The 25,200-nt window shown below is 70.5% G+C and carries 24 protein-coding genes and 1 tRNA gene; 14 read left to right on the top strand and 11 right to left on the bottom strand.

Annotated features, from left to right (window positions below; genetic code table 11):
• Positions 1 to 113 precede the first annotated feature (113 nt).
• Complete coding sequence (locus ABZ896_RS12440; protein WP_360926183.1) at positions 114 to 1,316, bottom strand: hypothetical protein; 1,203 nt, start codon at positions 1,314 to 1,316, stop codon at positions 114 to 116.
• Positions 1,317 to 1,332: 16 nt separating this feature from the next.
• On the opposite strand from ABZ896_RS12440, the gene ABZ896_RS12435 reads away from it, so the two are divergent.
• Positions 1,333 to 1,623, top strand: coding sequence for a hypothetical protein (locus tag ABZ896_RS12435; RefSeq protein ID WP_360926180.1), 291 nt, complete (start codon positions 1,333 to 1,335; stop codon positions 1,621 to 1,623).
• 570 nt (positions 1,624 to 2,193) lie between these two features.
• On the opposite strand, the gene ABZ896_RS12430 is transcribed toward ABZ896_RS12435, so the two are convergent.
• On the bottom strand, positions 2,194 to 3,402 hold the full coding sequence (locus ABZ896_RS12430; RefSeq protein WP_360926177.1) for a hypothetical protein: 1,209 nt from the start codon (positions 3,400 to 3,402) through the stop codon (positions 2,194 to 2,196).
• On the bottom strand, positions 3,399 to 7,268 hold the full coding sequence (locus ABZ896_RS12425; RefSeq protein WP_360926174.1) for a DEAD/DEAH box helicase: 3,870 nt from the start codon (positions 7,266 to 7,268) through the stop codon (positions 3,399 to 3,401). The genes ABZ896_RS12430 and ABZ896_RS12425 overlap by 4 nt, the downstream gene beginning before the upstream one ends.
• Positions 7,269 to 7,515: 247 nt before the next feature.
• On the opposite strand from ABZ896_RS12425, the gene ABZ896_RS12420 reads away from it, so the two are divergent.
• From ABZ896_RS12420 to ABZ896_RS12410, 3 genes are all read left to right on the top strand, one after another.
• Positions 7,516 to 8,121 carry a hypothetical protein gene (locus ABZ896_RS12420; RefSeq protein WP_360926171.1) on the top strand — a complete coding sequence of 202 codons (606 nt, stop codon included), beginning with the start codon at positions 7,516 to 7,518 and terminating at the stop codon, positions 8,119 to 8,121.
• 73 nt (positions 8,122 to 8,194) lie between these two features.
• On the top strand, positions 8,195 to 8,587 hold the full coding sequence (locus ABZ896_RS12415) for a hypothetical protein (protein ID WP_360926169.1): 393 nt from the start codon (positions 8,195 to 8,197) through the stop codon (positions 8,585 to 8,587).
• A gap of 87 nt (positions 8,588 to 8,674) precedes the next feature.
• A complete protein-coding gene (locus ABZ896_RS12410) occupies positions 8,675 to 9,301 on the top strand; it encodes a hypothetical protein (protein ID WP_360926166.1) in 627 nt (208 codons plus the stop codon).
• A gap of 47 nt (positions 9,302 to 9,348) precedes the next feature.
• Here ABZ896_RS12410 and ABZ896_RS12405 read toward each other — a convergent pair whose 3' ends face one another.
• Entirely contained in the window at positions 9,349 to 11,430 is a 2,082-nt protein-coding gene (locus ABZ896_RS12405; protein ID WP_360926163.1) for a hypothetical protein, read from the bottom strand.
• Between the two features lie 181 nt (positions 11,431 to 11,611).
• Here ABZ896_RS12405 and ABZ896_RS12400 point away from each other — a divergent pair, with 181 nt between their 5' ends.
• Positions 11,612 to 11,893, top strand: coding sequence for a hypothetical protein (locus tag ABZ896_RS12400; protein ID WP_360926160.1), 282 nt, complete (start codon positions 11,612 to 11,614; stop codon positions 11,891 to 11,893).
• Between the two features lie 111 nt (positions 11,894 to 12,004).
• Positions 12,005 to 13,282 carry a protein kinase gene (locus ABZ896_RS12395; protein ID WP_360926156.1) on the top strand — a complete coding sequence of 426 codons (1,278 nt, stop codon included), beginning with the start codon at positions 12,005 to 12,007 and terminating at the stop codon, positions 13,280 to 13,282.
• A gap of 60 nt (positions 13,283 to 13,342) precedes the next feature.
• Here the strand turns inward: ABZ896_RS12395 and ABZ896_RS12390 are convergent, their stop codons facing one another.
• On the bottom strand, positions 13,343 to 13,747 hold the full coding sequence (locus ABZ896_RS12390) for a hypothetical protein (protein WP_360926154.1): 405 nt from the start codon (positions 13,745 to 13,747) through the stop codon (positions 13,343 to 13,345).
• Positions 13,744 to 15,261 (bottom strand): serine/threonine-protein kinase, encoded by a 1,518-nt coding sequence (locus ABZ896_RS12385; RefSeq protein WP_360926151.1) that lies wholly within the window; start codon positions 15,259 to 15,261, stop codon positions 13,744 to 13,746. The genes ABZ896_RS12390 and ABZ896_RS12385 overlap by 4 nt, the downstream gene beginning before the upstream one ends.
• Positions 15,262 to 15,578: 317 nt before the next feature.
• On the opposite strand from ABZ896_RS12385, the gene ABZ896_RS12380 reads away from it, so the two are divergent.
• Entirely contained in the window at positions 15,579 to 16,265 is a 687-nt protein-coding gene (locus tag ABZ896_RS12380) for a pentapeptide repeat-containing protein (RefSeq protein ID WP_360926148.1), read from the top strand.
• A gap of 111 nt (positions 16,266 to 16,376) precedes the next feature.
• Complete coding sequence (locus ABZ896_RS12375; RefSeq protein ID WP_360926145.1) at positions 16,377 to 16,871, top strand: DUF6624 domain-containing protein; 495 nt, start codon at positions 16,377 to 16,379, stop codon at positions 16,869 to 16,871.
• A 72-nt stretch (positions 16,872 to 16,943) separates the two neighbouring features.
• Here the strand turns inward: ABZ896_RS12375 and ABZ896_RS12370 are convergent, their stop codons facing one another.
• Together ABZ896_RS12370 and ABZ896_RS12365 are read right to left on the bottom strand one after the other, a co-directional pair.
• A complete protein-coding gene (locus tag ABZ896_RS12370) occupies positions 16,944 to 17,639 on the bottom strand; it encodes a hypothetical protein (protein WP_360926142.1) in 696 nt (231 codons plus the stop codon).
• A complete protein-coding gene (locus tag ABZ896_RS12365) occupies positions 17,627 to 18,349 on the bottom strand; it encodes a hypothetical protein (RefSeq protein ID WP_360926139.1) in 723 nt (240 codons plus the stop codon). The genes ABZ896_RS12370 and ABZ896_RS12365 overlap by 13 nt, the downstream gene beginning before the upstream one ends.
• 849 nt (positions 18,350 to 19,198) lie before the next feature.
• Between ABZ896_RS12365 and ABZ896_RS12360 the strand changes: the two genes are divergently transcribed.
• From ABZ896_RS12360 to ABZ896_RS12345, 4 genes are all read left to right on the top strand, one after another.
• Positions 19,199 to 19,525 (top strand): hypothetical protein, encoded by a 327-nt coding sequence (locus ABZ896_RS12360; protein WP_360926136.1) that lies wholly within the window; start codon positions 19,199 to 19,201, stop codon positions 19,523 to 19,525.
• A 114-nt stretch (positions 19,526 to 19,639) separates the two neighbouring features.
• Positions 19,640 to 20,830, top strand: coding sequence for an endonuclease domain-containing protein (locus tag ABZ896_RS12355; RefSeq protein ID WP_360926133.1), 1,191 nt, complete (start codon positions 19,640 to 19,642; stop codon positions 20,828 to 20,830).
• Positions 20,831 to 20,876: 46 nt separating this feature from the next.
• Entirely contained in the window at positions 20,877 to 21,851 is a 975-nt protein-coding gene (locus ABZ896_RS12350) for an endonuclease domain-containing protein (RefSeq protein WP_360926130.1), read from the top strand.
• Positions 21,852 to 22,412: 561 nt separating this feature from the next.
• Positions 22,413 to 22,778 (top strand): hypothetical protein, encoded by a 366-nt coding sequence (locus ABZ896_RS12345; protein WP_360926127.1) that lies wholly within the window; start codon positions 22,413 to 22,415, stop codon positions 22,776 to 22,778.
• A 74-nt stretch (positions 22,779 to 22,852) separates the two neighbouring features.
• Here ABZ896_RS12345 and ABZ896_RS12340 read toward each other — a convergent pair.
• The 3 genes from ABZ896_RS12340 to ABZ896_RS12330 all read right to left on the bottom strand — a co-directional run bounded on the left by ABZ896_RS12340 (position 22,853) and on the right by ABZ896_RS12330 (position 23,615).
• Positions 22,853 to 22,926 (bottom strand) — tRNA-Met (locus tag ABZ896_RS12340).
• 56 nt (positions 22,927 to 22,982) lie between these two features.
• Positions 22,983 to 23,186: a cold-shock protein gene (locus ABZ896_RS12335; RefSeq protein ID WP_360926124.1), complete on the bottom strand. Its 204-nt coding sequence runs from the start codon at positions 23,184 to 23,186 to the stop codon at positions 22,983 to 22,985.
• A 147-nt stretch (positions 23,187 to 23,333) separates the two neighbouring features.
• Positions 23,334 to 23,615, bottom strand: a complete 282-nt coding sequence (locus ABZ896_RS12330) for an HU family DNA-binding protein (protein WP_360926121.1) — start codon at positions 23,613 to 23,615, stop codon at positions 23,334 to 23,336.
• A gap of 252 nt (positions 23,616 to 23,867) precedes the next feature.
• Here ABZ896_RS12330 and ABZ896_RS12325 point away from each other — a divergent pair, with 252 nt between their 5' ends.
• The gene (locus ABZ896_RS12325) at positions 23,868 to 24,242 is read left to right on the top strand and encodes a hypothetical protein (RefSeq protein ID WP_360926118.1); all 375 of its coding nucleotides are present in this window, start codon (positions 23,868 to 23,870) and stop codon (positions 24,240 to 24,242) included.
• A gap of 401 nt (positions 24,243 to 24,643) precedes the next feature.
• Entirely contained in the window at positions 24,644 to 24,985 is a 342-nt protein-coding gene (locus ABZ896_RS12320; protein WP_360926115.1) for a hypothetical protein, read from the top strand.
• Positions 24,986 to 25,200: the final 215 nt, after the last annotated feature.

Raw genomic sequence — 25,200 nt, 5'->3', positions numbered from 1 at the left:
ATGTCGCGCGGACGCTCCGGCTGAGCCCGTGTCCCACGGTCGGAGGTCACGCATCCGTCCGGTGGGCTCGGCGCGTGAACCCACCGTACAAGGCCGGCTGAGGCCGACAGCCGCTATGCGCAAGGCCAGCCGAGGGTGGTGCACAGGTCCTGGAGGACCTGCCGGTCGGCCGCCGGCAGATGGGGCGACAGACCGACGCCGATGTCGGTCAAGCCCGGCTGTTCCAGGCTCTGTCGCAGGACAGCGAGTCCGGCGAATGGGTAGTCGGGCGTGAAGTGCTCGGAGGCGGCGAGCTGTTGGGCCCACACCCTGCCGGGGCGCATCCACGCGGCGCCGTAGCGGGAGACGTCGACGGCCAGGAGCACCGGCCCGCCGTTCAGGGAGCGACCCTGGGCCGCCTTCTGCGCGCCGCGGCCGGCTTCGAACGCGGCGTACTCGGCGGCAGCCAGGGGGCTGGCGAGCGTCCCGGCGGTGACTTCCCAGCCCACCGCGCCGTTCCCCGGGCAGACCTGGACGGTGATCTCCAGGTGACCGGCGTTCTTGGGGTCCTCGACCCGGATGACCTCGGCCACGGCCGGGCTTCCGGCCTCGAGGGCGCCGGCCTGTGCGAGCACCGCAGCGGCGGCCTTTTCGGCGACGTCCGGCTGCAGACGGCTGGGGTAGCGGTCGAAGGCGAGGTCGACGTCGAACCGGCCGCTGCTGGCCGCCTCCACCTTCTCGACGAGTTCGTTGATGTTCTGCGGCGCCCGGGCGGTCACTTCGATCCCGGCGCAGACGGCGCCGGAGCGGGTGAGCAGGAGACCGGGGTTCGCGATCTTGGTGTCACCCAGCTGGTAGCCGATCCCGGCTTCGGTCAGCGCGAGGGCGAGGGCGAACTCGGCTCTCATCTCCAGAAGTTGCCCCATCGAGGTCAGCTGCCCGAACTCCGCGATCTTCCTTCTCCAGCGTGCGTCGCCGGTGGTCACGCCGTCGAGAGCAGCCGCCATCGTCTCCAGGGCATCCAGTCCCATGAGCACCGCCGGCTTCGTACCCGCGGCGGCTTCCAGAAGCCGCACGGGGTGGGTGTCAGTGGCGCTGGTGAGCCACCGGTGGAGTACCGGGCGGGCACCGGGGGGCTGGGGAGTGCCGCTCGTCATCGTGCCGATCTCCTCGGTCTCGCCCGGCTTGCGGCCGGAGTGGGCAATGACGCCGGCGGGCCGCGTCCCGTCCGGGGCCGCAACCGCGTGCCGCAGGCCGCCCCGCCGTTTCGCGCTCTTCGGGGACGAACTCGCCTGTGGTGCGTTGGCGTACGGGAGAATGATGCTGCCTGGGATCACAGCGGGGAGGACATTGGTGGATCTGCAATGGGGTGTAGAGGTCTATCAGTTCGTCCGTGACCGTCAGGACGAACTCCGAGACGAGCGGCACCCGGAGGGACACGACGACTACGTTCGAGCATGGCGCGACGCCCACGATCTCCACCAGTGCTACGCCGATGCCGTCTCCGGCGGCGATTTCGACGAGGCCCGCCGGCTGCTGGCCGAACTGACGGACATGGCGGACCTGTGGAGCGGGCATCCCGAGTACCCCGTGCGACCCGTCAGCGCTGCGGCCGCTCACGCCCGCGCATCGAAGAATCCATGAGGCCGACAAGGCTGAAGGGCCGACAGTCGGCCCGGCCGAGCCGGGCCGAGCGGGTACAGGCCTCCATCGGGCCAGCCTCGGCTGTCTCCTGTGCCCGGAAGTGACCGCCGAGGTGGGGCTGGAGGCTCTCACGAGGGCCTGGGCGTGGAGGGTCACCGCCGGAGATGGAAGATCACCAAGTCCGTCAGAGAGCGTGCCGCACGCTTGCCCAGCGATCCTGCCTGGCGGGAGATGGCTTGGAGTGGATCGATACGTTCCGTCACTCGCACCGGCATGGCCCGACCTGGCGGCAATTCGGGACCGCGCCGTCCCTGTGGCCCGACGATCTGACTGGATGCGTGGTGATCACTGTGCTGCGCGAACTCAGCAGGGACGGCTACCTCGATGGCACGAAGACCCCCTTCGGGCTGCGCCGTACACCGCCACAGGACGGTCCTGGTGCCCTCACAGCTCAAGAGCGTCGCCTAGGAAGCGAGGACCACTCGTTGCCTGCCTGGAAGTTCCGTCGGTGAGGCCGAGGTCGTTGCGTCGATGCTCCACCGGTTCCCCCGGGGCTGGTAGGCGTCTGTGTCACCTCGCTGCCGGGCGGGCGGCTCGGGCCCGGCGGGCCGCTTGGTAGGCGCGAGCTGGATCGTCGGAGCAGCCCGGGGCCGGGCGCCATTCGTCGCCGGCCTTGGTGAAGGGGTACCACCGGCCGTCGGGCCCGGGACGGAGCTGGATGCCGAGGGAGTCGTCCGTCAGGGATCCGTCGGTGATGTCGAGCCGGCCGAGGCCGAGGGCGCGGGAGGACTGGATCGCGGCTCGTGCCTCTTCCAGGGCGGCGCGTGGCGTCGGGATCGGGGCGCTGGCGGCGTGTGCGCCGGCCGGTCCGCCGTGCCGGTAGCCGACCATCATCCTGCGCAGGGTCGCCTCGGTGTGGCCGGTGGTCCGGACAGCCTCCGGCAGGCGGCTGACGCCGTCGGGGGTGGCCAGGATGCGGACGGTGTCAGCGAGCGCGTCATGCGGTTGTCCGGCCTCTCCGTTCAGGAGGGCGCGGGCGCGGGCAGCGGCGTCGTTGATCATCCACTCCAGGTCGCGAGCAGCAGGACACGGCGCGGGAGGTTCGCCCATGGTGAGCGGGGCGACGGTGTCCAGTTCGGGTTCGACCGCGACCGGTTGAAGAGCGCGGTGGGCGGCCAGCGAGTAGAGCTGGTCGGCACGGACGGTCCCGTCGGCTTCGGCTGGGAGGCTGCCGGGGCCGGTGTCGGCCAGACGGTCGCGCAACAGCGCGGAGAGTGCGCGGGTGGTCATGCCGCGGGCGGCGAGGAGCACCGACGCGTGGGTGGTGAGGCGCTCGGCGATGGCGTGTCCGAGGGCGGCGCTGTGATCACATACCCGGCCCACGTGTCCGGTGGGGCACGAGCAGGAGAAGGTGATCTCCTCGGGAGCCGGGACGATGGCCATGCGGCCGGCGACGGCCGGGTCGGCGACGGCGGCCGGGACGCGGTTGGCGAGGAGGTCGGCGACCGCCTGGGGGATGCCGGCGAGCCGGTCGGCCAGGGCGTGCCACTCGTCAGCGCTGAACTCGGGCACGAGCAAGACGGGCTTGTGGGTGCCCTTCTTCGCTGCGACGGCGGCGGCGATCCGGCCGGGGCCAGCGTGAATCTGCCCGACGGCATCATTTCGCTGGAGGTTGAGTCCTTTGGTGTAGGCGCCGGAGCCGTCGGTGGCCAGGTGGAAGTTCTGCTTCCAGGCGGCGGCGACGGGAATCATGCTGCGGGAGCTGCCGGATCCGGTCATCGGGTCCCCAGAGTGACGAGGGCGGCGAGTTCGGCGTCGTCGAGGTCGCCCAGCGCGCTCTCCCCGGAGGTGAGGACCGCCTCGGTCAACGCCCGCTTACGGGCGAGGAGTTCGGTGATGTGGTCCTCCACCGTGCCCTCCGTGATCAAGTGATGGACCTGGACGGTGCGGCGCTGGCCAAGGCGGTGAGCCCGGTCGGTGGCCTGGTCCTCGACGGCCGGGTTCCAGGGACGGTCGTAGTGGACGACGTGCTCGGCCCGGGTCAGGTTGAGGCCGGTGCCGGCCGCCTTCACGGACAGGACGAACAGCGGGGCGGGGTCGGGGTCGTTCTGGAAGGCGTCGACGAGGTCCTGGCGGCGGGCGGGCGGGGTGCCGCCGTGGAGGAAGTACACGGATCGGCCTCGGGCACGCAGGTGGTGCTCGAGGATCCGGCCCATCTGCACGTAGCCGCTGAAGACGAGGGCGGCTTCACCGCGCTCGGCCAGTATCGGCACCAGGTCGTCGAGTGCGGCGAGCTTGCCGGAGCGGAGGGCGAGCGCGGCTGGGTCGGCGCCGTCGAGAGGTTCCTTGAGGTACTGCGAGGGGGTGTTGCAGATCTGGCGCAGTGCCTGGAGCAGTTGGATGACCAGGCCGCGGCGCTCGATGCCGGTGCTGGCGGCGATCTTGGCCATGGTGTCGCGGACGATCGCCTCGTACAGGCCGGTCTGTTCGTCGGTGAGGGCGACGATGCGGTTGTGGTGCACCTTGCCGGGCAGTTCCGGGGCGATGCCCGGGTCGGACTTGCGGCGGCGCATCATGAACGGGCCGATGAGCCGGGCGAGAGCGCCGGCGGCCGGCGAGGCGGGGTCCTTCTCCACGGCGCCGTAGCGGGTGCGGAACATGCGGCGGGTGCCGAAGAGTCCGGGGTTGGTCCAGTCGAGGATGGCCCACAGCTCGGTGAGGTTGTTCTCCACGGGGGTGCCGGTGACCGCCAGCCGGCCGTGGGCGGGCACCTCGCGCAGTGCTTTGGCGGTGGCTGCGGCCGGGTTCTTGATGTGCTGGGCTTCGTCGGCGACGACCAGGCCCCATCCGACCTTGGCGAGTGCCGCGGTGTCGCGCAGCAGCGTGCCGTAGGTGGTGATGACGACGGCGTCGGCATCGTGTGTGTCGGCATCGAGGCTGCGGCCGGCGCCGTGGTAGCGCGAGACCGTGGTGGTGGGGGCGAAGCGGGTGATCTCCCGCTCCCAGTTCGTCACCAGGGACGCCGGGCACACCACCAGGGTGGGTCCCGCCGGAGCGGTCTCGGCACGGTGGAGGTGCAGGGCGATGGTCGTCAGGGTCTTGCCGAGCCCCATGTCGTCGGCGAGCAGGGCGCCGAAGCCGAGGTTCAGGGTGTGGGCGAGCCAGGTCAGGGCGCGGTGCTGGTAGTGGCGAAGCTCGGCTTTGAGTGCCGTCGGCGGCGGGACGGGCTGCGGGGCGTCGGGGGCTTGGCGGATGGCGTCGACGAGGGTGGCCATCGTGCCGGCGGGCCGGGCGTCGAGGGTTTCGCCGTCCAGTGTGAGGGCGCCGGACAGGGCGGCGGCCAGTGCGTCGAGGGACGGCAGCGGCGGCAACTGACGTTCCTGGGCACGGCGTTGGGTGTCGGGGTCGAGGAGCAGCCAGCGCCCGCGCAGTTGGATGAGCGGCCAGGCGGCCTGCGCGAGCGCGGTCATCTCGTCGTCGGTGAGCGGCTCGCCGTCGATGTTGATGTGCCAGCGGCAATCCACGAGCCGCTCCAGGGAGAGCAGGCCGCTGCCGGGTGCGGCGGGGTCGTCCTCGCTGTCGCTGCTGTGGGTGCCGATGACGGCCGTGGCGGTGAGGGCCCCGAGCAGGTGTGCGGGCCAGTCGACGCTGATGCCGAGGTCGGCGAGTTGGGTCTCGGCGTGGTGGTAGAGCTGGGCCAGGTCCCGCGCGGAGAAGGCGGTGCCGTTGGGCAGTTCGCTCGCGGCAAGGTTGTGCAGCGGGGCGAAGGCGCGCGCGGCGCGGCGCAGGAGACGGCGTACTCCCGGCAGAAGTGCCGGTGTGAGGCCGGAGGGGGGTGACTGCCCGTTCCAGACGCTTATCGCCGGCGCGCTGTCGTCGCCGTTCGCGTCCTTGAGGTACAGGGTGACCGGTGCGGTCGGTGTGCCGCTGCTGGTGTCGGGCTGCTTGATCCGCAGGACCAGGCCGGGGACGGGCTGTGGGTCGGCGAGGTCCTCGATGGCGTCCGCCCACTTCCACAGCTCCGGCTGCGGAAGGTCGTTCTGGGCGGGGGGTCCGCTGTAGGGGCCGGGACCGAAGACGGTGGCGGTGCCGGGGGTGCGCAGCATGGTGTCGGCGGCGGCGTCGAGGAGGCTCCACACCGCCGTCTCGGGGGCCATGACGCGGACGGGGGTGCTGGCGGCGAGGAGGCAGTGGCCTTCCGGGGGCAGTTGGGCGGCGGCCGCGCCGACGGCGGCGCGCAGGGGGCTGGTGACCGGGCCGATGCGCCAGCAGTCCTGACCGGTGGGAGTCAGCGTGGGGTGGACGCGCTGCTGGGCGACACAGGTCAGGGCGAGCCGCAGCGCGTGGCGCCACCCGGTGACGGATGCGTGCTCGTCCTCGCTGGGAGTGAGCAGCGCCGTCAGCACGAGGTCGAGGGGGACGGCGATGCCGGTCACCTCGGCGCGGCGCGGCATGACACCGCCGGGGCCGGCCACAACCAGGTCGCGGGTGAGGGTCTGAAGGGGCGGCGGCGGGCTCGTCTCGGTGAGAGCGGTGCCGTCGGGCTGGAAGGCCAGGAAGATCGTGCGGGCGGGGTGGGGAGCGGGGAGCAGCGTGAGCGCCGCCCCCTGGGCCAGCGTGTGCTGGAGAAAGTCTCGGGCCCGGTACAGGTCGGTGGCGGTGGCTGGCGGGGCGGGGGCCGGTGGTTCCTGCGTCCGGGCACGGGTCATGGTCGTGACGGGTGCCGGCGAGGGAGCGGGCTGGGGATCGTCGTCCACCGCGGCGGGGGCGGAGTCGGCGGTGAGAGCGTTCTGCAGCAGGTGAAGGACGCTGCTGGCGGCGGCCGCGCGGGCGCTCTGCTTGCTCGTCGCTTCCCCGGTCGCGGTGAGCTGTTGGCCGCGGTGCACGGCTCTGACCGTTGCGGTGAAGGTGGCTCCGGTCGCGCAGACATGGAAATCGGGCGTCGTGATGTGACCGGCCTGAGCGAACTCGTTCAGGACCGAGATGGGGCTGCGGCCCTTGCCGGGTGCCGGTGCCTGGGCCGGTACTGCGGAGCTGAGCGCGTCGGGCCAGGCGGCGACGGCATGGGCGGCGAGCGGGTCCTCCATCCCGGCGAGGGCGGCGACGAGCGTGGTCATGGCCTTCTGCCGGGCGTCTTTGCGGGTGCTGGACCGCTGGATGCTCCCGGTGAACTCCCGGCTGTTGAGGGTGAACGCGGCCTGCGCGAGGAAGCTGGGCGGATGTCCTGCGCCCTGGCCTTCACGGACGCTTGCCGGGGGCAGCCGCAGCAGCTGGGCGTGCATGGAGACGATGCTCGGCGCCAGGGCTGGAGTGGAGCGGACGGCCGCGAGTGCGCTGCGCCGTACCGACATCCAGATGTCCGAGGCGGGGGCGTCCAGCAGCAGGAGCCGCAGGTCGGGGACGTCGAGGAGGCCCCGGTCGAGCCGGCGGGCAGCTTCCGCGGCCACCGGGGCGGCGTGAGCGGGCGAGTCGGCGTCGGCGATGGCCTTTTGCAGGGCACCGCGGAACGCGTCCGCGTTCATCGCGGTCAAGGGGGTGGTCCTGGGGGCCCCGATCGCCCGCGAGGCGGGGATGGCGAGGTGTCCGGCCGTACGGGCAGCGAGTTCCGCAGGAACGATGACTGGCTGCGAACGGTCGATGGACAAAGAGCACTCCCCCACTAGCCGGTTACCGTCAGGACCGTTCCCATTGTGACCGCCGGGTCCGCCGGCTCCCGGCCACACGCGAAGACCGGTCACTCGTTCTCCCGATCCACAGCACACAAGCGTTGCCATTTCATGTTTCACCGCGTACCGTGATCGTATCGGGGTTGGGCATGCCCGGCCCCCTCTTCCTTCCGGCCGCTTCTGCGCGGCCGCACTCCCCCACGGCCACACCGAAAGGCGCCTCGCCATGCCCTGGGACTCCCACGTCCTTTCCCTCCCCGCCCCTCTGCCCCGGACGACCGACCCCAGCGCCAACATCATCGCCGCCGCGCTGACGGAGATCGAAGACCAGTTGGGCGAGCGCCAGGGATGGGACCGCCCCTCCCGGCTGTTCACGCTGCGCCTTCTTCCAGGCGGCCAGGTGGAGGCGGCGTTCACGCCCGAGCGCGTCGACGCTCTGCAGCGGCGGGCATGCGCGCTGCCTCCCGTCCCGGGCCTCATCCAGCCGAGTGACCCGGCCCAGGCTTCCGTAGCCGCGGTCGGCTTCATCTTCGAGGGATGGAACAGGCAGGCCCACGCCGAGCTGCCCCCGCATCTCATGGTCCTGCGGCGGATGGGCGTACGCGTCAATCACCTCCTGCCCGACAGCCAAGAGGTGCGCGTCGTACACGCCGTCGATCTCAACCAGCGTGCGTTCCACGTCATGCGCACCCGCGGCAAGCAGCCCCGTGTGGGTATCGCCGGGCAGCGCTGCGACGCCCCGAACGCGACGGGCACGGTGCCCTCCGCGCTGGCCCGCCTCATGCACGCCGCGCGCCGCAGCGACGGCGTCATCCCCGGCCATTCCCTCTGATCGCCCGTCCGCCCGCCCTCTGACACCGATGCCGGGCCCTGTCCGACTTCCCCCGACCCAGGTGAGGACCGCCATGTACCAGCCCCCCATGCTGTTCCGCTTCATCGCACGCGGCGCCACCCCCGAAGCCGCCCTTGCACTGGCCGCCGCCGAGGACAACTCCCGTCCTTCGGACCCCTTTGTCCGCCGCGCGGACCTCACCAAGGTCGACACCGTTGTGGTCGTCCCCGACCGGGCGCCGCTGCGCGCCGTCGCGGCAGGCTACTTCGGCGACTCCTACGCCGCCTTCGACGGCGCGGACGGAGGCCCGCTCACCGAGGACGACGCCGAATGGCTGGCCGACCGTCTCATCGAGGACGACGACCCCCGCGTCGCGACCGGCAGCGCAGGAGCCTTGCTGCTCGACCAGCCCGGCGACGCCCCGGCCTGGCTCTTCTTCGGCTGGACCGTCCCGGCACACGGCTAGCACCGCACGAACCCGTTCCGCCGCCCGCCGCACCCGGATGCCGCCGCCTGCGGCGGCACGCCCTCCCAGCCGTTCCGAGGACTCACGATGCCCACCCCGTCCACGCGTCGTCACGCGACGCGTCTGATCGACCAGCTCCCGCCCCTGCCCGAGGACATGAAGGGCAACCAGGGCCGTGAACGCGCCCGGTACGGCTTCGTCATCCGTACGTTGAAGGTGCTGGCCACCGACGGCGCGGTCACCGGCGACCGCGCCGAGGACTGGCGTCGGGTGTCGCGACAGCTCACCTTTCTGTGGCAGATGGCACGTTTCGGGGACTTCCGTATGACCGTTGCCGGACTCTGCCTGATCTCCCGCGAAGCCGAGGCGCTGGAGCCAGAACCGGTCGGACTGCCTGCCGGAACGGGCCCGAACGGCGGGGACCTGATCTTCCCGTGGCAAGCCACGGCCGATGACTGGGTTGCGGTGGTGTCGGTAGTCGGCGGGCCTGCGGGCCTCTTCGTCGAGGCGTCGATGGCGATGCCGAACCTCAGAGGAATCGCCCGGACGGTGATCATCGTCGACCGAGGCCACCGGTTCCACCGAGGCGGGCTGCCGCATGCCGACGTACTGATCGACTCCACAGCTCGAATCGAGCGGCTGGACGCCGACGTGGAGCGGGCCCGGGCGAACGAGCAGTGGAAAAAGAACCGCCAGGAGTGGCACGGCGCCTGACGCCGAACGCCGCTCCCGGCCCGCACCGTTGCGCGTGGCGGGCGGTGTCATGACGGCTGGTCAAGGTGGTCCTCGTACCACGCGGTCAGCTGGTCGGGGTCGTCCGGCATGGACCGGACCAGGCGCAGCAGCCGTTCGCGGACCGGGCGTACGTCCTGGCAGGCCAGGGCGGCCAGGTCCGTGGTGCGCAGGGCGGCGGTGCCGGCCATGTGGCGTTCGGCGAAGGTGCGGCTTCCGCTCAGGCGGTCGGCCGCGGCGAGGTAGCGGGTGACGAACGGGTCGAACGCGGCCCGGTGTGCTGCCAGGTGGCGGAAGTAGGCGGTGGTGTCGACGGCGGCGGTGTTCGCCTCCTCTCCATGGCGGGGAGAGGGCAGCGCGAACCAGTCGCTGATGTAGGCGGTGAGGGATGCGGGGTAGTCGCTCGGGTCGTCGGGGGCCGCGGAGTCGGTCTGCCAGTGCCCGTCGGCGCTCCCGTACATCGTCTCCACTCGGTGGCGCAGCCGGCCCAGGACGCTGGCGAGGGTGGTGAAGCCGAGGACGTAGTCGGCGCCGGCGATCACGGTGCGGATCGTGGGCGTGTCCGTGACGGGGTCGGGCAGCAGGAGGCGCTGCTGTCGGTGCTCGCGCTGGAAGGGGAGGCAGGCGGCCGCCTCGATCGCGGCGTGTTCGGCCAGCAGGACGGCGGCGCTCTGCGAGGGGGCGGCTTCGCGTTCCCACTCGACGGTGTCGTCTTCCTGGGCGAGCTCGGCCAGCTTGAGGTTGTGCAGGCGGGCGCGGTAGACGCCGGTGGTGCTGGCGGTGAGTTCGAGTGTTCCGTCACGGCCGGCCAGCGGCTGAGTGGAGCGCAGCAGCGCCAGGGGCTTTTCACGGGTCCAGTCGGGGCGGGCGTGGGGGCGGGTGGCCGCGGCGAGGGCCCAGTCGAGGAGGTGGACGAGTTCGTCCTGGCCGGCTTGCACGAGTCGGCTGTTGTCCGAGGAGTCTGCGAGGGTGCTGGCTCCGATGCGGATGAGCTCGTCGTCGGGGAGGTCGGTGACCTGTTCGGCGCCGGGCGGGATGCAGGGGTCGGCGCCGTGGACGGAGCCTTCGGGGTAGCTGCGGCAGCTGCCGGACCAGCCGCCAGCGGCGTACAGGCCGGCGTGGGCGGGGTCGGCGAGAATCCGGGCGGCGACGGCCAGCGCGTGGTCGGCGGCCCGTACGAGAGCGGGTTCGGGGCGGTTGCCCGAGAGGTGGCAGAGCGCGAGGGCGGCGCGGTCCTGTGCGCCGCGGGAGGCGTCGGCGGGGATGGCTGTGGGTTCGACGGTGGTGACGAGGTCCAGGACAGCGTCGTGCGGGTCGGCCGGGGCGTGGTCGGTGGTGCGGCCGGTGGGCCACAGGGCCAGGGGCAGGGACCTGGAGGTCCACAGCGGCAAGACGGTGGGGGTGGCCTCGCAGGCCTCCATCAGGTGGAGGTCGCCGAGGTGGCGGGTGGTGAAGAAGTGCACGTGGCCGTTGCGGGCGAGGGGGTCAACCAGGCGGATGCGGCGCAGAGTGGCGGAGAGGTGGTCGGCGATGCCGGCGAGGTCGTCGCGTTGCGCGGCGGCCTGCTGGGCCTCGTCCACGATGACGGGAATCCAGTGGGGCATGAGACTGGCGTGGTCGGCGGAGCGTGCGGCGAGGGCCGCGCGCCAGGTGGTCTCGTCGATGCCGTCCAGGACGAGGGTCATGTCGGCCAGGACCAGGGCCGTGCCGGAGCGGTGGGGTGCCCAGCGCAGGCCGGCGACACCGTGGCCGTCCGGCCGGTAGGCGAGGGCGTCGATCCAGCGGGCCAGCTGGGAAGGGGCGATCCGCACGACCAGGTCCTCGGTGTGCGGGGTGAGGGCGCGGATACCGTAGGGGCCGCCGGTCAGGGTGGAGCGGTGCCGGCCGTAGGTGTGCATGAGGGCATGGAAGATCCGGGCTTCACCGAGAGCCTGTCCGGCGGAGGCGGTGGGGATCACGCGCCCGGTCTCGGTGAGGTCGGCCAGCTCGGCGCGTGCGGTCTCCTCGTTCTCGCCGGTGGCCATCTGGCGCAGCGCGTCCGGGGAGAGGGCCGCGTCGGGGCGCAGGCCCCACTGCTGGCGGGGCGTGTAGGGGGTCAGGGCGAGGTTCACGAGCAACTCCCGGAGTGGTTCCGTCTGGTCACCTGCTACAGGTGTGCGGACGGCGCTCGGTGTGACAGCGGGAGCAGACGGATTTTCCGGCGGCCGGCGCCCCGGCCTGGTCGTGTCGCCGTGGCGGTGAAGTCGGACTGTTTGCCGTCCGGGCCGGACCGCTGGGCGCTAGCGTCGGAGGATGGCCGATGCTCACCGGGCGTTCCACGACGGTTCTGTGCGCGAGGGCTTCGGGCCGCTGGCGGTGAAGGACACCCGGACCGGCGGCTGCTACGAGGACTACGACCGCGAGTGCTTGGCCGTGGTCCGCTCGGTCACCGAAGACGGCACGCTCGAAGGCGCGATCACGGCTACAGTCCGCCGGCTGAATATCCACCGGGTGCAGGCCCGCTCCGAGATCGAGAACACGGCCCTGTCCCGATACCGCAAAGGGCTCCTGCAGGCCGCACCGGCCTCACGGTGACAGCAGCGGCAGCAGCCGCCCCTGGGACGACGGCCGTCGCGCTGTCGCCGTTCGCGGACCAAGTGGCCGATTCCGCAGATCCGTTCGCTTCCGGATCTCTACTCTGAGCGGATGTCGAAGGTCAATTACAACGCAGATGTACCGGGCTGGAGGAATCTCGGCCCCCTGATCGAAGACTCGAACAAGCCTTTCGTCCGGCGCGTCCGGCGCAGAGCGACCGGCGAGGAAGCGGTTCTGAAGTACCGCTCCCACGCGCCCGACAAGCCGCGCGGTCAGCGTTTCCACAGCGAAGCCCTCCAGATGCGGCAGCTGACGCACGAGGGCGTGGCCAGGATCCTTCCCGTCCTCGACATCGCCGGCGGAGACGAACCGACCTGGTACGTGATGCCGAAGGCCCAGCTGCTCCAGTCCGTCTTCCTGGAGACGACCACGCTGCAGCAGATCGTGGGGCACCTGCAGGCTCTGGCGCAGGCCCTGAGCGAGCTCGCAGGCCGGGGGATCTACCATCGCGACATCAAGCCCGACAACCTCTTCTGGTACGACGAGGGCCCCGTGCTCGCGGACTTCGGCATTGCCTACTGGGGCGAAGCGGGCGCGACCGTGGTGGGCGAGAAGCTGGGTCCGCTGTGGTTCATGGCCCCGGAGATGCGCAGCATGTCCCAGCGGGAGGAAGGCCGCCAGGCCGATGTCTACTCGCTGGCGCAGACCCTTTCAGCGTTCATCCACCCCCTCGGCGTGCTGCCGCTGCCGGGAACCTTCCGGGCCGGGGCCGAGGACTACGACCTCAACCGCCGCTGGAAGGGGGACCACGACGCTCTGGATGCCCTTGAACATGTACTCGAAGCCGCCACGCGAAACGACCCTGTCGAACGGCTGACGATCGATGCCCTGGCGGAGGAACTGGATCTGTGGCTGCGTTGCGCCCAGGTCCCGGTGGTCAGGAACACCGGATTTCGTAGCGGCTGGGGCCCGCAGGACGATCATGTCCGCGACGAGGCGGAGATACGCCGCATCATGCGGCAAGCCGCGCGAAAGGTCGCCGCGGCACTCGGCGACGCGGCCAGCGCCCAGGAGCACGACGCCCGGGATGAAGAGGTGCCGCACTGGCTCGGGACGTACAAGTGGCCGCAGAATTCGGAGGACGGCTTCGAGCCCGACGGAACGCTCACCTTCTCGGTCGGGCACCCTGACGGCCTCCGCCGCGTCGTCCTGGGAGCCGTGTACTGGGGCCGCGAGGTCGCGTTCGTCGCCGAGATCCATCGCGCGCAAGCCGGTGTCTGGGAGCTGGAGAGCAACTGGCCCGAGACGGACTGGGGCCGGATACGGCTTCCCTCCGCTTCACATGCACTGCGAACCTTGGCGGACCAGGTGGCGGGAAGCATCGGCTAGGTCTGGCGAGCTGACCGCCGTGAGACAGGGGCGTCATGGACACGGTCCCCGCGCCACCTTTCAGTTCTGGCACTCCGGGAGCGCTGGCGGCAGGTCCTCGGTATCGGTGTCGTGCACTGCGGAGAGCTCCTCTTTGATCCGCAGGTGCAGGCTGCGGCAGTTGATGCGGTCCCACTGCTCGGCGGTCAGGTCGGGCAGGAGCGCGTCGAGGTGGTACAGCGCGAACGCCACCGCGGCCGGGACGGCTTTGCCCAGGAGGTTGGTGACGGCTACATCGTGTGCCTCGGCACGGAGATCGCCGCCGCCCGACAGGCCGTAGGCGAGACCGTACGCGTACGTCGCCTCCTCGGTGAGGACCGCGCTCGCGCGGCGGCGCAGGCCGGAGTCACAGCCGATCGTGGGCAGGAGTTGTTCGATCGCGTAAGCCGGCACGGTCTCGCCGTCGGCGGTGGTGGCGTCCTTCATGACCGGACAACGGCGGTCTCGGCCTTCGAGGTACGCCCAGCCGCCGCCCCCGTGCGGCGTAGTGCGGAAGGGCTGGTCCGGTGCTCGGCGGCTTTGCGGGTGGTGACCAGGGCGGTGAACAGTGCCGTGGCGGGCCAGAGCACCAGGGCGGCCATCAGCATGGCTGGTCGGGAGAAGCCGGCGTAGTCGGCGGCGAGCAGCAGCGCGGCCGTGTGGAGGCCGCCAGCGGTTGCCGTGAGCTCGGCTTGCCGAGCGGAGCGGTGCAGGGCGTGCTGCACGGCGCGCCGCACGGTGGCCGTGCCAGCCACAAGGACGGGTCCGCCCAGGACGGCGATGGCCAGCGCTACGGGCCACATCATGGGGTGGGTGAGGAGGAGGGCGACGGACGTACCGAGCGCGGCCAGGAGCATGGTGAACAGACCGACGGTGGGGACCTGCAGTTCCCCTGGGCGGGAGGAGGGCGGGTCGAGCAGGTGCAGGCCGCTCACGAGCAGTCCCGCGAGTACGCCGAGCGTGATCGCCCAGAGGTGGGGCACCTGGGCGGCCCAGGTGAGTTCAGCCGCGATCAGGGCGCCAGTGACGGTGCTGGTCCCAGCAGCACCGTGGCGAGAGCGGGCCGCGGGGAGCTGGCTGTCCACGACGGTGGGCGCCGGCTGCGAAGCCGGCGCCGTGAGGGTCGGTGCTGCGGCGTGGGCGACGGCGGCACGCAGGTGGTCGAGCCGCTCGAGGGTCTGTGCCGCGGTCGGGCGTCGGCCGGGGTCCTTGTCCAGGAGTTCCAGGACCAGTTGCTCGAGCTCGCGGGGGACGTCGGGGCGCAGGGCGGACAGGGCGGCGGGCGCCTGGTGAAGGTGCTGGTGGATGATCTGCCAGCCGGCGCCGGTGAAGGGAGCACGACCGGTGAGGAGCGCGTGGATCGTGCAGCCCAGCGAGTACATGTCGCTGGGCGCGCCAACGTCCTTGTCGCCACGAGCCTGCTCGGGCGACATGAAGGCGGGGGTGCCGATGGCGGCGCCGGTGACGGTCAGCGTGTGGTGGCTGCCGGGGAGGCGGGCGATGCCGAAGTCGCACAGCATGGCGGCGCTACGGCGGTCGATGAGCAGGTTGGACGGCTTGACGTCGCGGTGGACGACCCCTGCCTGGTGGGCGGCGAGCAGGGCCTGGCAGATCTGGGCGGCCCACGTCACCGTGTCCGCGACCGGAAGCGGGCGGCAGATCAGGGCGCTGAGGGGCTGGCCGTCGACGAGGTCCATGACGAGGAACAGCACCCGCTGGCCCCCGATCTCAGCGACGCCGTGGTCGTGCACGGCGACGACGTGCGGATGGGACAGACGCTCGGCCACGCCGGCTTCGCGGCGGAAGGCGGCCTCCCGCACCATGTCGCGGTCCAAGGGGATGATCTTGAGAGCGACGTCGTGCACGGCCTGCAGGTCCTCGGCACGCCAGACCTCTCCCATTCCTCCGCTTCCGACGACCTCCGTCAGCCGGTAGCGGTCGGCTACCGTCGTGCCGCGCATCGTCCCTCCTGCCTGGGTTGCTGTTGGGCATCTACGCCGTCTGCGCAGGGCCCGGCCGAGCGGGATCACACCGCCAGTGCGGCGGAGCATACGTAAACACTCCCGAAGCCTCCGGCATACGAGCCCTGGCGGCCGGCCCGGGAGCAATTCACGCCCCATCAGCACAGAGCGAGAGGCGGGCTGTTTCCGCCCCGATCCATTTGACAATCACCTCACCTCAACTGGGACAACTGAAAAGAAGTGATCCCTCCGGCGAGCTCCCCGCCGCGGGCGCGTCGCCGGCACCGCACAGGCCCACCTCGCTGGAAGGCTTCTCGATGGGAACCCGCACGATCCGCCGCACAAGCGTCACCTTGCCCTCGCTGGACGAGCCCGGCCGGTATCTGTCCAACGTCACCTCGCTCGAAGGCGGCCGTGGCCGGGTCGCGGAGTTCCGCTACGGCGACGCCGATCTGCGGGCTTTGGAATTGGCCGACACGCATCTGATCGACGGACACGTCGCCGGACTCAGGACCCAGCGGGCCCGCCTGGACAAGCTCCGCATCGACTCCGTGGAATTCAGCGGATGCGACCTGTCCTCCCTGCACTGGTCAGACAGCAAGGTCACCCGCGCCGTCTTCCGGGACTGCAAGCTGATGGGCGCTTCCGTGGAGGACGTCACCCTCGACGACGTTCTGTTTGAGAACTGCAAGCTCGACTACAGCACCATCACCCGTGTCCGAGCCGTCGGGGCCGTGATCTTCGTCCAGTGCTCGCTGCGCGAGACCACGTTCGACGCGACGGACTTGAGCGCGGCTGCCTTCGACGACTGCGATCTGCGGCTGACCGAGTTCAACAGTGGCAAGTACCGCGGCCTGGACCTGCGTGGCAACGACCTCTCCCAGCTTCGGGGCATCGCCTCACTGAAGCAGGTGGTCATCAACCATGCACAGACGCTGCAGCTGGCCGAGGCCTTGGCCGCAGAACTCGACGTCACGTACGGCGAGGACCTCGACGACAAGTAGGCCCTACCCGCCCTCCGGAGGCCGGTCTCCGGCACGCTTCTGACGCCTCGCGCCGGACTGCATCCTGTGTCCCCCTTGCCTGCCCAGTCACGAAAGAGGAGACCCCGCACAATGAACCACGACCTCGCCGCCGAGCTCCATCGGCGCGCCGAAGAAGACCAAGCCGCACGCCGTCGCGCGTCCAAGACCCGTGACGGGCAAGAGATCTGCCAGATCGACGCCGACAACACGGCCTGGCTCAAGCACGTCATCGCCGAACACGGCTGGCCAGGCATCGCGTTAGTGGGCGAACAGGGAGCCGATGAGGCCTGGCTCCTTGCTCAGCACGCCGACCTCGCCCCCGCTTTCCAGCGCCAGGCGCTCGAAGTCCTGAAGGAGGCGGTCGCGGCAGAGGACGCCTCTCCACGCCACCTCGCCTACCTCACTGACCGGGTTCTGGTCGCGGCCGGCGAACCCCAGGTGTATGGAACGCAGTACACCGATGACGGAGACGGCTCGAACCTGCGCCTGCAGCCCGTGGCCGACCCTGACCGGCTCGATCAACGCCGCGCCTCGATGGGCCTGGAACCAGCGGCGGAGTACGACCGGCGCATGCGCGGCCACTGATCGGCAGGCGACATCAAGGGACAGCTTGTCGGCCGGAGCCTTGGCGGCGTGAGGCCCCTGCGGTAGGGGGCGCTACTCAGGAGCGAGGAACAGCGTCGGCGGCACCGTGGGGACCGGCTGCCGGCGTGGTTGCGCCGGCACCGCAGCGCCGCGCCAGGGGGCTGATGTCTTGTCCGTGGCCCGTCCGCGCACGGCTCGTACCGTCCCGCGGGCGAGGCCGGACAGACGCGCGGTCTCCGCCTCGGGGATCTCGGCCGCAACGGATTCGAGGAGTAGTTCGTCGCGGTGCGTGTTCCTGTGGGCGAACGCCTGCAGTTCGGCACGCAGCGCTTCCTGGTGGACGTCCGCGGGCGAAGCCGGTGTAGTGCCTTCTGCGGCGGCGAGGAGTCGGTGCACGCTCTGCGCGGGGTAGCCGAAGGCTTCCAGCATCTTGTGGAGGCGTGTCTCGACGGACAGCGCAGGGAACGCCACGGTGTGGAGGCCGTGTTGGCCCGATTCTCCAAGGTCTCCGTACAGGTGCTCGAGCGCGTCGGCCGATTCCTGCACCGTGCGCCACTCCCCGGCGGACACCGCCGTTACGAGGGACGCGAAGAGCTCGAGGAAAGGAGTGCTGGAGGTGGCAGCGGCACGTGCGCGGCGTACTTCCGCCATGAGCTCGATGATCTGCTGAAGCCCTTCGTAGACGCACCGGCCGGATCGGTGGGACTCCGCCGCCGGCAGCGAGGGCGAGCCGACGGATCGGTGCTCAGCCCAGGTCATCGCGTCCACTCGGTTCCCTCGAAGACCCGGTACAGGAAGGCGCGCTCGACACCGAGCCCGGTCGAGATCTTCGTGACGGTGCGGTCCCGCTTCATCTCGGATCTGCGCTGTCGCACGGTGTCGCCGAGGTCCGCCGTCAGTATCCGGCCGCGGATCTGGTGGGCGCAGCGCCGCAAATGGGCGCTGGCGATCGCGGCCGTGTAGGTGTCGCCGGTGATGATGAAACTCTCGGCCATGATGTCGAGTTGCCGTGCCGCTTCGGTGTGTGCTGCCTTCCAGGACTCGTGCTCGGCGTAGCCCGGCCGGCCGTTGTGCAGCCAGGCAACCGCCCACCGGCCGTTGCCCGGCTCTTCCTCGGCGACGACGACCCGGTTGTCGTCGTCCCAGCCCTTGCGCGTGCACGCGGCGACGGTCAGGGTGTCGACGACGGCACGGCCGGCGGCGATCTGCGCATCGTCGAGGAAGCCGTGGAGAACGGCGGTGGCGTCGTGTTCTCGGGCCATCGCCACCCACCCGTGGTTCTCCAGCACGGGGTGGCCGGGTTCGGCAGCATTGCGGCCTCGGACGACGGTCATCCAGCCGTTCAGATGGTTGCGGATCTCGAAGCTGAGCGTGCCCCAACACAGAGGCCACGGCGCGGTGCGGTACTGCGGTGCCGAGTCCGGGTCCAGCTCCGGGACTTCGTCTGCGGCATAGACACGGCCTGGGATCAGATCCATCTCAACTCGCTCATCAGAGGGTTGGTGACCCGTCTCAGCGGATATTGAGCGGCTCTCATCGAAGGTGAACGGATCCGGGTTCGTCTCACCGAAGATGAACCGGCCCTGGTCAGCGGGACGACGGAGACTCCGAGGTGGACGGCAAGCGCCTTGGCGAGTGGCGGCGCCGATGACGCTAGGCCGGGCCGCTACCGGGCAGCCGACTTGCGGCGAGGTCGGTGAGGCGGCTGTGACCTGCGCGATCAACCTTCAGTGAGACGAACATCCATCCCTTCATCTTCCGTGAGAACCGCGTCGCCTTCGCTGAGACGGGTCAGTTGGTGACGTAGGGGACATTATCCGCAACACACAGTAACTGTCTACTCAGGTAGACACTTGGCGTGGCGGATCGGTTCGGACGGAGCCACCGCCCTGGTGACCCGTCTCAGCGGATATTGAGCGGCTCTCATCGAAGGTGAACGGATCCGGGTTCGTCTCACCGAAGATGAACCGGCCCTGGTCAGCGGGACGACGGAGACTCCGAGGTGGACGGCAAGCGCCTTGGCGAGTGGCGGCGCCGATGACGCTAGGCCGGGCCGCTACCGGGCAGCCGACTTGCGGCGAGGTCGGTGAGGCGGCTGTGACCTGCGCGATCAACCTTCAGTGAGACGAACATCCATCCCTTCATCTTCCGTGAGAACCGCGTCGCCTTCGCTGAGACGGGTCACCTGGCTGGCGGCCGGGGTCGGAACGCAGTGAAGATTTCAGTACGGCACGAAAGACTTCAGTGCGTTCTTCAGCGCAGGGAAGATTTCAGTCAGGGGCACCGCCTCGTGACACAGACAGACAAGGTTGACCTGGTACTGCGCCGTGAACCTGCCGACGATCCGCTGGGACTACGGTTTTCCGCAATCTGACGGACCGAGCGTGGAGTCGTGCGGCATCGCGCTGCACTACCAGACGGCCGACACTCAGGCGGAAGCCACCATGGAGGCCATGAGCCATGCGCTGGAAAGGGTCTCGGCCGGGTTCGCCGCAGCCGGACAGGCATCGCTTCTGACCCTTGGCTCGGCCTGGCGGTCGAGCAGTTTGTATCTCGACGAGCGTGCCGCCGAGTTGGACCTCTCCGTCGTCGAGGATCGGACCGGCGCCAATGGGGACAGCACTGAATCTCCTGCTGCAGAACGCACCTTGTGAGCAACCGCATCGCGGATTTCGGTGCCCAGGTCACAGCCGTACCGGCTTAAACCGTACGGCAGCTGAGACCGCAGGCCCGGAGCCGTTGTCAGTGGCCGGTGCCATCCTCTGGTCATGCTCATCAGCCCTCAGCAGGCCCGGGATCTGCTCGCCGAGCTGACCCGCACGTGCCCGATGCGCCTGGCCGTGGCCGCCCTCGGCACCCGCGGCTTCCATCACCACGGCCATGTCTTCTTCGGCGACACCGCCCTGGAGGGGCACAAGGCGAAGAACCGCTGGTGGTTCGTCGCCGACGAGGTCGAGAAGGCCGGCCGCGCCCTGGCCAGCCTGCGGTTCGAACCGGATGACCTCGTCGAGGTCCCCCTATCCGTCCGGCAGCCGGGCGAGATCCGCGGCGACAAGGGCGATGACTGGCTCGGCCCGGACACCAACTGGCGCAGCGAGATCATCAGCTGGATGGGCAACGCCGCCTTCCACGAGCGGGAGCCGGACAGCGACTGGGACCTCCTGCACACCGTCAACCCCCAGGGACTGCCCGGATCGCTGACGATGGAGGCCTTCCGCGCCCGGTTCGGCAAGATGGTGCGCGTCGGCACCTATCCGCTGGATCACCTGGCCTGGACGGGAACGTCCTGGCAGATGCCGCGCGAGTACGTCGCGTTGATGGACCGGTGGCAGACTCGCGACAACGAGCTGCTGGAGCAGGCCCGCCTCTGCCGCGGATGCGGCAACGTCGCTCCGCGCTACGGAGATTGGCGCGCACCCACCCCGCGCGGCTACGTCACGCTGTGCCCCGCGTGTTCGGTCGCGGCCTGCGGGCCGTACGCCGGGCATCTCGACGGTGTCGCCTACGCCAAGGTGCCGCGCACCAGCCGGCCCGACCGCTTCCTGTGCCGGCTGTGCGGGCTCAGCCGCGCCTTCACCTGGGATCACTGCCACGACCACAACCTGGTCCGCGGCCCGCTCTGCGCCAGCTGCAACACCTACGAAGGCAAAGGCGTCCGCTTCCTCGAGCGCCCGGGCGCCCTCGCCCTTCTGCTGAACTGCTCAGGCTGCCGGAGCGAGCAGACCCTCCCGGAACGCTTCCGCGTCGACGTCGCCACCGAGCATGTACGCGACATCGAACGACACGGCCGCTGCCTGAGCCGCCCGTGGGTCCAGGACACCACTCCCGTCGCCTCCGGCCTGGCCTTCACCCTGAGCTGCTCCGCCCACAACGCTCTCTGGACGACGAGCATCACCGCCGCCGAGATCACCGCCGTCGTTGCCGCCTTCGTCACGGCCGGCCCCAACGCCGCATCCTGATGCGAGCGCGAGCGACGTTGTCAGTGGCGTACGCCAGGCTGAGCCCGTGACCCACATACCTCCACTCGAACTCGCCGCCCAACGCTCGCCGTTGTTGCCCCGACACACCGGCGAGCACACCGGCGCCGTCTACCATCCGCGCTACCGGCCGCCCGCCCGCGTCTACGGGTGCGACCTGTGCCCGGACCCGGCCGCGTTCTGGGACCACTGCCACGACCACGGCCTGATCCGCGGACCGCTGTGCCGCAGCTGCAACGGGAGCGAGGGCTTCTGGGTCCACACCCGGCGTGGCGTCGAGCACCTGATGCGCTGCCCCGGCTGCCGGACGGCCGGGCACCCGCCGATACGTAACCGGGCCGCCCGGATCCTGCCGACCATGCGACTGCTCCTGCAGCACTACGATCCCGCCCGGCACCCGGCGTACGGCCATGCCGAATGGGCCGACGGGACTGACGGAACTGACGGGACCAGCATCTGGGAGCGCGTGTTCGCCCAATTGTCCGTCGGCCACGCGAGCGCCGAGGCGCAGTGCGCGCACCGCGACTGCGGCAGCCGGTGGACGGTGTCCGTCGACCGGGCCCGCTTCGAGCGATTGGACCAGCTGCGGCTGCTGACCGGAATGGAACTGCCCGGACAGACCTACCACTCCGGCAGGCCGCGATGGCCGGCCGAACCGACGGAAGTGTTCTGGCTCGACAGCCCGGTCGAGCCGCCGTCCACGCCGCAGCACCTTGAAGCGGCGACCGTGGTCCTGCCCGGGGCCTACGCCCGCCGACTGGAGGAGGCCATTCCCGGCATCCTCAACGAGGTGGCCCCCAGCCGCTGCTGGAAGCGCCGCGGCCGCGCGGAGTCCCTCGAGATCACCTCGGACGACGTCGGCCTGATCACGCTGTCCACCGTGCTCTACCTGCCGGTCCGCAAAGACTCGGAACGGCCCTGGACCCCGGCTGAACGACGAGGGCTGTACCAGGCGAGTGACCGGATCCGGAACGCGCTGCACGTACTCACCCGCGGGAACTGAGCACCTCGGCCGCTGCCCGGCACCGGACCGGAGTGTTCGCGCACGGCATCCGGACGCCCCGGACCCGGGGACGGTGCAACCTGGCCGGTGCGCAGACCAGCGGAGTCGGCTCGAAGGGATTCCCCGGTGGTGAAAGTCCACCGCGGTGCCAGCGGCCCGCGCTAGCCGCGCGGGTAGGAGCGGCCGGTGTAGAAGCGCAGGCGATCCCGGACAGCGTGCTCCATCGCAGGGCTGCACACCCCGGCACGGGTGACGTCCGCATCGTGCACAGTGAGCCGCTTACCTAGCCGCTGACGCTGCCGGTGGCCGCTGAAATCTTCGGTGCGGTCCGACAGCCGGCGGCAGCGGGCGCTCGTCCGATACGTCGGCGTCCCGTGCTGGCAGGCGGGAGAATGCGGGTGCTGTCAGCACCAGCACGAGGGATGGACGGATTCGGTGAGCCGAGGGTCACGCAAGGGTGCAGTCGAAGAGCCGGTGGTGAATGGGCTTCGGGGGACGATCACCGAGGAGGAGACAGCCGGTCCGGACAGGTTTGCACTCGTGTGTCCAAAGTGCGGCGAGGTGGGCCGGCATCGCTTCGCCCTGCTGGCGCGCAGGGCGTTCGAGGAACACGCGGATGAAGTCCACCAGGTTACGGAGAGCCCGCTGGATCAGATCCGCACCCTCGTCGATCTGTCGGAGTCCGTCCCGGGGACCTGGGAGTGCGAACTCGGCGGGGACGCCTATCGGGTACGCCAGCGCGGTCACGACCACTACGAGGTGGAGGTGGTCGGGCGCCGCACAGTGATCGACGCCGAACTCGGCACACTGGACGACGCGCGGGTCGTCATCGGCGGCCATGCCCGGGTCGTAAGTTCTGCCCTGGCGGCCGCCGCCGTCCTCCAGCTGCGCCGCGGCACTCCTGCCGTCGCCGTCCCCCTGGAGTGACCCGCCCCCGGCAGAACACTGTCCGGGGACAGCAGAAGGGGACCCGGCTGATGACCGGGTCCCCTTCGCTTCTGTAGCGGGGACAGGATTTGAACCTGCGACCTCTGGGTTATGAGCCCAGCGAGCTACCGAGCTGCTCCACCCCGCGTCGGTGATCCCACTCTACACAGAGTGGCGGACGGGGCGCGCGCGCTTTATCCGGTGTCAGCTGCGGACGATGTTCTCGGCCTGGGGGCCCTTCTGGCCCTGGGTGACCTCGAAGGTGACCTTCTGGCCTTCGGTCAACTCACGGTACCCGCCACCGGCGATCGCGGAGTAGTGGGCGAAGACGTCGGGGCCACCACCGTCCTGGGTGATGAAGCCGTAGCCCTTTTCGGAGTTGAACCACTTCACGGTGCCGCTGGCCATACTGCGTCCTTCGCTGTCGCCGGGGTTCCCGGCCGGGGTGTGGTGGTGGGCCGTCGCCCGAAGGCATCGGCCCGGGGTTCGTTCTACCCCGGGCGGGGCCCGGCTATCCGGATCTTCCGCCGGCGGCTGCGGGCGGAGGTCCGGGGCTCACTTGCCCTTGGCGGCTTCCTTGAGCTTGCTGCCTGCGGAGACCTTCACGCTGTAGCCGGCGGGGATGTTGATCGGGTCGCCGGTCTGCGGGTTGCGGGCGGTGCGAGCGGCACGGTGGGTGCGCTCGAAGGTCAGGAAGCCGGGGATGGTGACCTTCTCGTCGCCCTTGGCGACGATGTCGCCGATGGTCTCGGCGAGCGCGGTCAGCACGGAGTCGGCGTCCTTGCGGGTCACCTGGGCGCGGTCGCTGAGCGAGGCAACCAGCTCACTGCGGTTCATGATCTTACTCTCCATCTCTGTGGATCCCCCCGGACGTGTGAGCTGTCCGAGGGCACGATCCACCATCGTGCCACTGGGGTGTGACAGTGCTCTGGCGCCGGTTGTGCTGCGGGGCCGGACGGCAGCTGGCTGGAATGGAGTGGCATTATCGGAGCAATGTTCAGAAAGTTGCTCCGCCGCTCCGTCTCTCCTCCCTCCTCTACCGCATGCCCGGGTCCGGCCGCATCGGAGCGGACGGACCCGGAGGTCACCGTGGCCGACTCGCTGATTGCCGTGCGGTGCGAGCGGATCCGGACGGCGCTGAAGGACCTGGGGCTGGATCTGGAGCATCTCGCTCCCGCCCCGTCATGGCTTGCGGCAGCCCGCGAAGGAACCGCCGGAGTCCGACTGGGTCCCGAGGAACGCGCCGAGCTGAATGCCTACCTCGGCACTACGTCGACGTCCTGTGTCGCCTCGGACGCCGCATGCGTGCGGACCGTGCAGCAGTTGGAGGCCTTCGGGGTCCTCCTGGAGATGAGGGCCGAGGGGGTCACCAGGGTGACCCACGCCGACCGGATGTCCGCCGGGCAGTTGCGCGCCATCCAGGAAGAGTTTCGTGCTGCCCAGGGCGGCGCCAGCTCCCCGTGACCGATCCGGGCATGCGGTGCACGGGGTGAAGCCGGGCCGGATTGGCCAGTCTCCTGTATCGGGAAGCTCCGGCTCGACACCACTGGCCGCCCGGTGAAGGACGACGGCTACGACGAACACGCCGCCGTCACCTCGACCGCGGCCGTCCTCACCGAGGCGGGTACGGCACCCCGCTGTCCTGGCAGACCGAGATCGCAGCCGGTGGTGTTCGTGTTCACGGGGAAGACCGCCGCGCAGCGCGAGAGCCGCATGCTGCGCCTGGAGCAGGCCGCCCGCACCTACTTCGCCGGCACCCCGCACCGGGGCGAGAGCTACAAGGTGGTCGACTACCACCAGGCGGTGCCCGTGGTCGTCACCGAGTTGATCGGATCACCGCCGACCCGGCCGGGGCCGCGGGCGCGGTGTGGCGCAGGCTCGGGCGCGATGAGTGGCAGACGCTGTCCGAGGCCCTGGACCACCTCGACGGCGAGAAGCTGTACCGGGTGGAGCTCCAAGAGGCCCGTCGGCGCCAGGGGGAGCGCGAGGCCGCTTACCGCGAGGCACAGCGGCCGGTGTGCGAGCAGTGCGGCACGAAGTTCACCGACGAACGCTGGCAGAAGATCAAGGGGGCCTCGTGGCCCGGCGAGGGGACCGGCTGTGCGGGCCGTGCGCGAAGGAGGCCGCCGAACGTGCGAAGGCTGATCGCCTCGCGCGCCGCCAGGCGGAGGAGGCCGAACGCGCGGCCGCCGAAGCGCTGGCCGTGAAGCCGCGCAGCCGTTTCGGCATCGCACGCTGCCGGTAACTGACGGGTTCGGAAGGCGCCACCGCGACTGCGACTACGCAGGCCCCGTCGTGCTGCGGGCCACCCACCTGTCGCTGGTTGCCCAGCGCCACGACCGCCGGCACATCACCTGGGAGCCGATCGTCGTCGTCCCCCTGGCCCCCGCCGCCACCGTGACGGCAGCAGCCTGAGCCAGAA

The organism is Streptomyces sp. NPDC047072, from assembly GCF_040643855.1.
Lineage (GTDB): Bacteria > Actinomycetota > Actinomycetes > Streptomycetales > Streptomycetaceae > Streptomyces.
The sequence above is the reverse complement of the archived record's forward strand: the minus strand, read 5'-3'. Positions and strand labels throughout refer to the sequence as shown.

Excerpts from the sequence above, each read along its gene's own strand:
- ABZ896_RS12430 (WP_360926177.1), bottom strand. The coding sequence starts at position 3,402 with ATGACCGGATCCGGCAGCTCCCGCAGCATGATTCCCGTCGCCGCCGCC.
- ABZ896_RS12420 (WP_360926171.1), top strand. The coding sequence starts at position 7,516 with ATGCCCTGGGACTCCCACGTCCTTTCCCTCCCCGCCCCTCTGCCCCGG.
- ABZ896_RS12415 (WP_360926169.1), top strand. The coding sequence starts at position 8,195 with ATGTACCAGCCCCCCATGCTGTTCCGCTTCATCGCACGCGGCGCCACC.
- ABZ896_RS12410 (WP_360926166.1), top strand. The coding sequence starts at position 8,675 with ATGCCCACCCCGTCCACGCGTCGTCACGCGACGCGTCTGATCGACCAG.
- ABZ896_RS12400 (WP_360926160.1), top strand. The coding sequence starts at position 11,612 with ATGGCCGATGCTCACCGGGCGTTCCACGACGGTTCTGTGCGCGAGGGC.
- ABZ896_RS12395 (WP_360926156.1), top strand. The coding sequence starts at position 12,005 with ATGTCGAAGGTCAATTACAACGCAGATGTACCGGGCTGGAGGAATCTC.
- ABZ896_RS12390 (WP_360926154.1), bottom strand. The coding sequence starts at position 13,747 with ATGAAGGACGCCACCACCGCCGACGGCGAGACCGTGCCGGCTTACGCG.
- ABZ896_RS12385 (WP_360926151.1), bottom strand. The coding sequence starts at position 15,261 with ATGCGCGGCACGACGGTAGCCGACCGCTACCGGCTGACGGAGGTCGTC.
- ABZ896_RS12380 (WP_360926148.1), top strand. The coding sequence starts at position 15,579 with ATGGGAACCCGCACGATCCGCCGCACAAGCGTCACCTTGCCCTCGCTG.
- ABZ896_RS12375 (WP_360926145.1), top strand. The coding sequence starts at position 16,377 with ATGAACCACGACCTCGCCGCCGAGCTCCATCGGCGCGCCGAAGAAGAC.
- ABZ896_RS12365 (WP_360926139.1), bottom strand. The coding sequence starts at position 18,349 with ATGGATCTGATCCCAGGCCGTGTCTATGCCGCAGACGAAGTCCCGGAG.
- ABZ896_RS12355 (WP_360926133.1), top strand. The coding sequence starts at position 19,640 with ATGCTCATCAGCCCTCAGCAGGCCCGGGATCTGCTCGCCGAGCTGACC.
- ABZ896_RS12335 (WP_360926124.1), bottom strand. The coding sequence starts at position 23,186 with ATGGCCAGCGGCACCGTGAAGTGGTTCAACTCCGAAAAGGGCTACGGC.
- ABZ896_RS12330 (WP_360926121.1), bottom strand. The coding sequence starts at position 23,615 with ATGAACCGCAGTGAGCTGGTTGCCTCGCTCAGCGACCGCGCCCAGGTG.